Genomic DNA, 5,121 nt, shown 5'->3' with positions numbered 1-5,121 from the left:
ATGGTGACGCGACAGTCTGCTCTTCGCCGCCGTCGTCGCCATCGGAGCCGTCACCACGGTCGCGGTGTCGCTGTCGGGCCAGGGCACTCAAGCCGTGGCGAGCTCCGGCGCCGTGCTCAGCGGGATCTCCTCCGTCGAGTCGCCCACGGCCGCCGAGACGGCCCCGCCCACCGTCGTCGAGGTGCCCGCGGCCGTCGCTCCCGCCCCCGCCGAGTCCCTCACCGTCGAGTCCGTCGGCGACGAGCACGCGACCGACCATGCCGACGACAACCCGGCTGCACAGCAGGACAACGGCAAGGGCAAGGGCAAAGGAGCGAAAGGCAACGGCGAGGGCACGAGGGGCGGAAAGCCGGGTTCCGCGGACCAGGGTTCGCCGACCACGCACGATCGAGCCGCGGTCGAGACGCCCGGCAAGGGCGATAAGGGCACAGGCTCGCAGGGCAAGGGCTCGGACGACTAGGCCCGGCGTTCAGCCGCACGCCATCGGGTGTCGCTGAGCGCGCCGGGCCCCGGTGTGGAGCAAGATCGAGTGCGAGCACGCACAGTTGGAGGGGACATGCGCCGCAGGAGAATCATCGCGACCGACGAGGCGCAGACCGTATCGGCCCAGCGCCGCTCCCCCACCTCGGTGGTCGCAGGGGCGAGAGCAAACCCGTTCATGTTCGGGCTGCTGGGAGCCCTGGGCGTCCTGGTCGCTCTCGCGATCGGCGGCATCGTCAATCAGCTCGCGACCGTGCTGGTCTACATCGGCGTCGCGATCTTCCTCGCGCTCGGACTCGACCCCATCGTCACCAGCATCGAGCGCAAGCTCCCCCGTCCCGCCGCCGTCGCGATCGTCGTCGCCGGCGTCGTCCTCGCGTTCGCCGGGATCATCCTCGCCATCGTCCCGATCCTCGTCGAACAGATCACCAACCTGATCAAAGACGGTCCGAAGATGATCGAGGACTTCATGAAGACGGACTGGTACAAGGACATGAGCGCCCAGTTCGGCTCGACCATCACCGATGCCGTCAACGGCGTGCTCGGCTTCGTGCAGGACCCCGACAACTTCTTCGACATCGGCGGCGGTGTCTTCGCGGTCGGCGCCGGGATCGCCGGAGGCATCACCGGCGTCACCATCGTCCTGATCCTGACGCTGTACTTCATGGCGTCGCTGCGCAGCATGAAGCGCGTCGCCGCTCGCTTCGTGCCCGCCTACCAGCGCGACACGTTCAGCGAACTCCTGGAGGATGTCTCGAGCGCGGTCGGTCGCTACGTGATCGGTCAGGCGAGCCTCGCCCTGACCAACGGCGTGCTCAGCCTGATCTTCCTCAGCATCATCGGCGCACCGGTGCCGGCGCTGCTGGCCCTCATCGCCTTCATCGGCTCGATGATCCCGCTCGTCGGAACCCTGTCGGCATCGATCATCATCTCGCTGATCTGCCTGTTCGAGTCGCCCACGACCGCGCTCATCGCGATCATCTACTACCTCGTGTACATGCAGATCGAGGCATACGTGCTGTCGCCCCGCATCATGAGCCGCGCGGTCGCCGTTCCGGGGGCTCTCGTGGTGATCGCGGCCGTCGCGGGTGGTGCGCTCGGCGGGATCCTCGGCGCGCTGGTGGCCATCCCGATCGCGGCGAGCATCATCATCATCGTGCAGAAGGTGGTGTTCCCGACACAGGACAGGAAGAAGACACCACCGGCCGTGACGGTCGCGTGATCAGCGGACGGTGACGGCGCCCGCCTGCACGCGCACCGCGAACGACGAGATCTCCCCGACCTCCTCGCCGTCGATCTCGAACATCTGCGGAGCCGCAAGGCGCACCTCGATGCGCTCGGCGGAGACGTGCGTGGTGGAGTCCGTGCTCACCGCCTGATCGACACTCCCGAGAATCCGTCGGATGCCGTTGTCCCACACCACGGAGCGGACGGTGTCGAGCCACTGGAGCGGACCGTCGGCGCTGATCAGCAGCATGTCGAGGAGCCCGTCGTCGACGAGGGCGTCGGGCAGCAGTCGGATACCGCCCTGCAACATGCCGCAGTTTCCGATCAGGAGGGTGTGCCCACGCAGCTCCTGCGGCTCACCGTCGTCCAGCTGCAGCGTGATGTCGGTCATCTCCGTGCCGGCGAGTGCCCGGCCCATCGCCTCGACGTACGCGAGCCATCCCGCGCGGTCCTTGAGGTCGTCATTGGTCTCCACCAGCATCTGGGCATCGACGCCGAAGCCCACCATGACCGAGAACGCGTGCTCCTCCCCGTCGATCTCGACCCATCCGAGGTCGATGTTCCGCGGCTCGCTGTCGCGGACGTGCTCCAGCGCGGGAAGGACGCCCTCCAGGGGGATGCCGAGGTTGCGGGCCAGGAGGTTGCCGGTGCCCTGCGGCACGATGCCGAGGGCGACCCCGGTCTCCGCGAGGGCCTCCGCGACCGCTCGGATGGTCCCGTCTCCGCCTACCGCGATGACCGGGTCGCAGCCCTCCGCGACCGCCTCCGCCGCCATGCCACGGCCCGCGTCCTCCGGGGTGGTCTCCCACCAGCGGATGTCCGCGTCATCGCCGAACGCGAGCCGGACGGCCTCCTCGAGAACCGCCCTGTCCGACTTCGTGGGGTTCCAGATCACTGCCAGAGGAGAAGACGTCATGCGCTCAGCCTGGGCGACCGGAGCCGTTCCCGCAACTCGGTTGACAGTCACCCGTAGAACAGGTGCTCGAAGGTCCGCCGAGCCCGGCGCGTGACACCCAGGTAGTCCTCCTCGAGCTGCGTGGCCGCGCGGTTCGGGTAGCCCAGCAGCCGCGCCAGCGCGTCGAGCTGCCGGCGGTCGGCCGGGAGCACGTCGCTGGTCTGTCCGGTGAGCAGGGTGATGGCCGACCGGAGCCGGCTCGACAGCAGCCAGGCGGCCCGCAGACGCTCCGCGTCCTCCTCCTCCACGAGCCCGGCAGCCACCGCCGCGTCCAGCGCCCGCAGTGTCGAGGTGGTGCGGAGTCCCGGCACCTCCGCCGCATGCTGCAGCTGCAGCAGCTGCACGAGCCACTCCACGTCGCTCAGGGTTCCCGGCCCGAGCTTGAGGTGCCGTCGCGGATCCGTGCCCTGCGGTAGCCGCTCCCCCTCGACCCGCGCCTTGATGCGCTTGATCTCCCTCAGCCCCTGGAGGTCGACCGTGTCGGGGTAGCGGATCGAATCGGCGAGCTCCGTGAACCGCGCGATCAGCTTGACGCTCCCCGCGACGCCCTGCGCGCGCAGCAGCGCCTGCGCCTCCCACGACAGGGACCAGCGACGGTAGTACGCCGTGTACGCGTCGAACGAGCGCACCAGCGGACCGTTGCGCCCCTCCGGACGCAGTCCGGCGTCGAGCTCCAGCGGCAGCCGGTGGTCGGTGAGGTGCTCGCGCAGACCCGCCACGATCTTCGTGGCGAGCTTCTCGGCGCGCTGCGGATCCACGCCGTTCGCGTCGTACACGTACAGCACGTCCGCGTCGGAGCCGAACCCGAGCTCGCCACCGCCGAACCGGCCCATCGCGATCACGGCGAAGTCGAGCGCCGCGTCCTCCGGCGGCACGACCTCACGCATCACCGCGCGCAGCCCGGCCTGGATCGTCGCGGCGGTGATGTCGGTGAGGGCCGTCGCCACCTCCTCGATCGTGAGCACATCGAGCACCGCGCCCATGGCCGTGCGCAGCAGCTCGCGCCGCCGCAGGGCCCTGACCGCCCGCAGCGCGTCCGCGACCGTCTCGTGCCGCGTCTGGATCGCTCGCGCCTCCTCGTCCAGCGCCTCCGCGCCACGTGGTCGCAGGCGCTCCGTGCTGTCGAGCCAGGCCACGGACTCCGGGATCCACTCGAGCAGCTCCCCGATGTAGCGCGACGACGACAGCAGCCGCGTGAGACTCTCGGCCGCGCCGGAGGAATCCCGCAGCATCCGCAGGAACCACGAGGTGTCGCCCAGCCGCTCGCTGATGCGACGGAACGCCAGGAGCGCGTAGTCCGGGTCGCTGCCGTCGGCGAACCAGCGCACCATGATCGGCATCAGGTGCCGCTGGATCGTGGCCTTGCGGCTCAACCCTCGCGTCAGGGCACCGATGTGGCGCAGCGCCCCGGCCGGGTCGCGGAACCCGATCGCCGCGAGCCGGTCGTGCGCCTGCTCCAGCGACAGCGTGCGCTCCTCCTCCGGCAGACCGGCGACCGCGCTCAGCAGCGGGCGGTAGAACAGGCGCGTGTGGATCTCGCGCACCTCGCGGCGCACGGCCTCCCAGCGCGCCCAGATGGCGTCGCCGCTGTCGGCCAGTCCGGTCGCGCGGGCGAGGAACCGTCGTCCGGCCGGCGTGCGGGGCATCAGGTGCGTGCGGGAGAGCTCGCGCAACTGCAACCGGTGCTCCATGAGCCGCAGCACGCGGTAGTCGGCGGCGAAGGTCGCCGCATCCGCCCGGCCGATGTACCCGCCGTCGACGAGGGCGTCGAGGCTCTCCAGCGTGCCGCGGGTGCGCAGCGTCTCGTCGGTCAGCCCGTGCACGAGCTGCAGGAGCTGCACCGTGAACTCGATGTCGCGCAGACCGCCCGCGCCGAGCTTGAGCTGGTACGGCGCGTCCTCCGGATCGATGTGCTCCATGACCCGTTCGCGCATGCGCTGCACGTTCTCGACGAACTCCTCGCGCGCGGCGCTCGACCACACGAGGGGCTGCACGGCCGCGATGTACTCCGCGCCCAGCACGGGGTCTCCCGCGAGCGGCCGTGCCTTCAGCAGCGCCTGGAACTCCCACCCCTTCGCCCAGCGGTCGTAGTAGGCGGCGTGCGAGGCGAGCGAGCGCACCAGCGCCCCCTGCTTGCCCTCGGGCCGCAGCGCCGCATCGACCTCCCACAGGGGCGGCTCGACCTCGATCGCGCTGAGGGCACGCATCGTCTCGCGCGCCAGTCGCGTCGCGATGTCGATGGCCCGCGCCTCCGACACGACCGCGTCATCGGCGGTTCCCGCGACGAAGATGACGTCGACGTCGCTGACGTAGTTCAGCTCCCGCGCGCCGGCCTTGCCCATGCCGATGATCGCGAGCCGGGTCGCGGCGAGCTCGTCGTGGCCGGTGCTCGCGCGCAGCCGCGCCCGCGCTACCGCACAGCGACACCATGGCGCTGGGCGCTCTGACGGCCATCTCGC

Annotated in this window: 4 protein-coding genes; 2 read left to right on the top strand and 2 right to left on the bottom strand. The window is 70.5% G+C overall.

The genetic code is table 11. The features are described from left to right. Positions 1-94 precede the first annotated feature (94 nt). Together DW299_RS14035 and DW299_RS14030 are read left to right on the top strand one after the other, a co-directional pair. Positions 95-460 (top strand): hypothetical protein, encoded by a 366-nt coding sequence (locus DW299_RS14035; protein ID WP_136036955.1) that lies wholly within the window; start codon positions 95-97, stop codon positions 458-460. Between the two features lie 96 nt (positions 461-556). Then, complete coding sequence (locus DW299_RS14030) at positions 557-1,702, top strand: AI-2E family transporter (RefSeq protein WP_136030295.1); 1,146 nt, start codon at positions 557-559, stop codon at positions 1,700-1,702. Here the strand turns inward: DW299_RS14030 and DW299_RS14025 are convergent, their stop codons facing one another. Together DW299_RS14025 and DW299_RS14020 are read right to left on the bottom strand one after the other, a co-directional pair. Continuing rightward, a complete protein-coding gene (locus DW299_RS14025) occupies positions 1,703-2,623 on the bottom strand; it encodes a diacylglycerol/lipid kinase family protein (protein ID WP_136036954.1) in 921 nt (306 codons plus the stop codon). Between the two features lie 47 nt (positions 2,624-2,670). After that, the coding region (locus DW299_RS14020) for a bifunctional [glutamine synthetase] adenylyltransferase/[glutamine synthetase]-adenylyl-L-tyrosine phosphorylase (RefSeq protein WP_136036953.1) at positions 2,671-5,121 on the bottom strand (2,451 nt) is incomplete at its 5' end.

The organism is Microbacterium sp. K35 (assembly GCF_004794375.1).
In the GTDB taxonomy this organism is placed as follows: Bacteria; Actinomycetota; Actinomycetes; order Actinomycetales; family Microbacteriaceae; genus Microbacterium; species Microbacterium sufflavum.
The sequence above is the reverse complement of the archived record's forward strand: the minus strand, read 5'-3'. Positions and strand labels throughout refer to the sequence as shown.